Origin of the sequence: Staphylococcus sp. HMSC034C12, assembly GCF_001835895.1 — a bacterium.
GTDB classification, from domain to species: domain Bacteria; phylum Bacillota; class Bacilli; order Staphylococcales; family Staphylococcaceae; genus Staphylococcus; species Staphylococcus hominis.
On record NZ_KV826349.1, the window covers coordinates 1 to 3066 of the forward strand.

Here is a 3066-nt window from a genome sequence, read left to right on the forward strand (position 1 = left end):
TTGTACATTGAAAACTAGATAAGTAAGTAAATAGATTTTACCAAGCAAAACCGAGTGAATAGAGTTTTAAATAAGCTTGAATTCATAAAAAATAATCGCTAGTGTTCGAAAGAACACTCACAGATTAATAACTATATTAGATTAAGTTATTAAGGGCGCACGGTGGATGCCTTGGCACTAGAAGCCGATGAAGGACGTTACTAACGACGATATGCTTTGGGTAGCTGTAAGTAAGCGTTGATCCAGAGATTTCCGAATGGGGGAACCCAGCACAAGTTATGTTGTGTTATCGACAAGTGAATTCATAGCTTGTCAGAAGGCAGACCCGGAGAACTGAAACATCTTAGTACCCGGAGGAAGAGAAAGAAAATTCGATTCCCTGAGTAGCGGCGAGCGAAACGGGAAGAGCCCAAACCAATAAGCTTGCTTATTGGGGTTGTAGGACACTCTATACGGAGTTACAAAGGAATATATTAAACGAATCATCTGGAAAGTTGAATCAAAGAAGGTAATAATCCTGTAGTTGAAAATATATTCTCTCTTGAGTGGATCCTGAGTACGACGGAGCACGTGAAATTCCGTCGGAATCTGGGAGGACCATCTCCTAAGGCTAAATACTCTCTAGTGACCGATAGTGAACCAGTACCGTGAGGGAAAGGTGAAAAGTACCCCGGAAGGGGAGTGAAAGAGAACTTGAAACCGTGTGCTTACAAGTAGTCAGAGCCCGTTAATGGGTGATGGCGTGCCTTTTGTAGAATGAACCGGCGAGTTACGATCTGATGCAAGGTTAAGCAGAAAATGTGGAGCCGTAGCGAAAGCGAGTCTGAATAGGGCGTATAGTATTTGGTCGTAGACCCGAAACCAGGTGATCTACCCATGGTCAGGTTGAAGTTCAGGTAACACTGAATGGAGGACCGAACCGACTTACGTTGAAAAGTGAGCGGATGAACTGTGGGTAGCGGAGAAATTCCAATCGAACTTGGAGATAGCTGGTTCTCTCCGAAATAGCTTTAGGGCTAGCCTCAAGTGATGATTATTGGAGGTAGAGCACTGTTTGGACGAGGGGCCCCTCTCGGGTTACCGAATTCAGACAAACTCCGAATGCCAATTAATTTAACTTGGGAGTCAGAACATGGGTGATAAGGTCCGTGTTCGAAAGGGAAACAGCCCAGACCACCAGCTAAGGTCCCAAAATATATGTTAAGTGGAAAAGGATGTGGCGTTGCCCAGACAACTAGGATGTTGGCTTAGAAGCAGCCATCATTTAAAGAGTGCGTAATAGCTCACTAGTCGAGTGACACTGCGCCGAAAATGTACCGGGGCTAAACATATTACCGAAGCTGTGGATTGTCCTTTGGACAATGGTAGGAGAGCGTTCTAAGGGCGTTGAAGCATGATCGCAAGGACATGTGGAGCGCTTAGAAGTGAGAATGCCGGTGTGAGTAGCGAAAGACGGGTGAGAATCCCGTCCACCGATTGACTAAGGTTTCCAGAGGAAGGCTCGTCCGCTCTGGGTTAGTCGGGTCCTAAGCTGAGGCCGACAGGCGTAGGCGATGGATAACAGGTTGATATTCCTGTACCACCTATAATCGTTTTAATCGATGGGGGGACGCAGTAGGATAGGCGAAGCGTACGATTGGATTGTACGTCTAAGCAGTGAGATTGAGTGTTAGGCAAATCCGGCACTCTTAAGATTGAGCTGTGATGGGGAGAGGAAATTGTTTCCTCGAGTCGTTGATTTCACACTGCCGAGAAAAGCCTCTAGATAGAGATTAGGTGCCCGTACCGCAAACCGACACAGGTAGTCAAGATGAGAATTCTAAGGTGAGCGAGCGAACTCTCGTTAAGGAACTCGGCAAAATGACCCCGTAACTTCGGGAGAAGGGGTGCTCTTTAGGGTGCAAGCCCAGAAGAGCCGCAGTGAATAGGCCCAAGCGACTGTTTATCAAAAACACAGGTCTCTGCTAAACCGTAAGGTGATGTATAGGGGCTGACGCCTGCCCGGTGCTGGAAGGTTAAGAGGAGTGGTTAGCTTCTGCGAAGCTACGAATCGAAGCCCCAGTAAACGGCGGCCGTAACTATAACGGTCCTAAGGTAGCGAAATTCCTTGTCGGGTAAGTTCCGACCCGCACGAAAGGCGTAACGATTTGGGCACTGTCTCAACGAGAGACTCGGTGAAATCATAGTACCTGTGAAGATGCAGGTTACCCGCGACAGGACGGAAAGACCCCGTGGAGCTTTACTGTAGCCTGATATTGAAATTCGGCACAGCTTGTACAGGATAGGTAGGAGCCTTTGAAACGTGAGCGCTAGCTTACGTGGAGGCGTTGGTGGGATACTACCCTAGCTGTGTTGGCTTTCTAACCCGCACCACTTATCGTGGTGGGAGACAGTGTCAGGCGGGCAGTTTGACTGGGGCGGTCGCCTCCTAAAAGGTAACGGAGGCGCTCAAAGGTTCCCTCAGAATGGTTGGAAATCATTCATAGAGTGTAAAGGCATAAGGGAGCTTGACTGCGAGACCTACAAGTCGAGCAGGGTCGAAAGACGGACTTAGTGATCCGGTGGTTCCGCATGGAAGGGCCATCGCTCAACGGATAAAAGCTACCCCGGGGATAACAGGCTTATCTCCCCCAAGAGTTCACATCGACGGGGAGGTTTGGCACCTCGATGTCGGCTCATCGCATCCTGGGGCTGTAGTCGGTCCCAAGGGTTGGGCTGTTCGCCCATTAAAGCGGTACGCGAGCTGGGTTCAGAACGTCGTGAGACAGTTCGGTCCCTATCCGTCGTGGGCGTAGGAAATTTGAGAGGAGCTGTCCTTAGTACGAGAGGACCGGGATGGACATACCTCTGGTGTACCAGTTGTCGTGCCAACGGCATAGCTGGGTAGCTATGTATGGACGGGATAAGTGCTGAAAGCATCTAAGCATGAAGCCCCCCTCAAGATGAGATTTCCCAACTTCGGTTATAAGATCCCTCAGAGATGATGAGGTTAATAGGTTCGAGGTGGAAGCGTGGTGACACGTGGAGCTGACGAATACTAATCGATCGAAGACTTAATCAATTTTT

1 rRNA gene is annotated in these 3066 nt (G+C 48.7%); it reads left to right on the top strand.

The window, feature by feature from the left end:
- The first annotated feature begins 139 nt into the window (after window positions 1-139).
- Window positions 140-3061: ribosomal RNA gene (locus tag HMPREF2629_RS08940) — 23S ribosomal RNA — on the top strand.
- Window positions 3062-3066 lie beyond the last annotated feature (5 nt).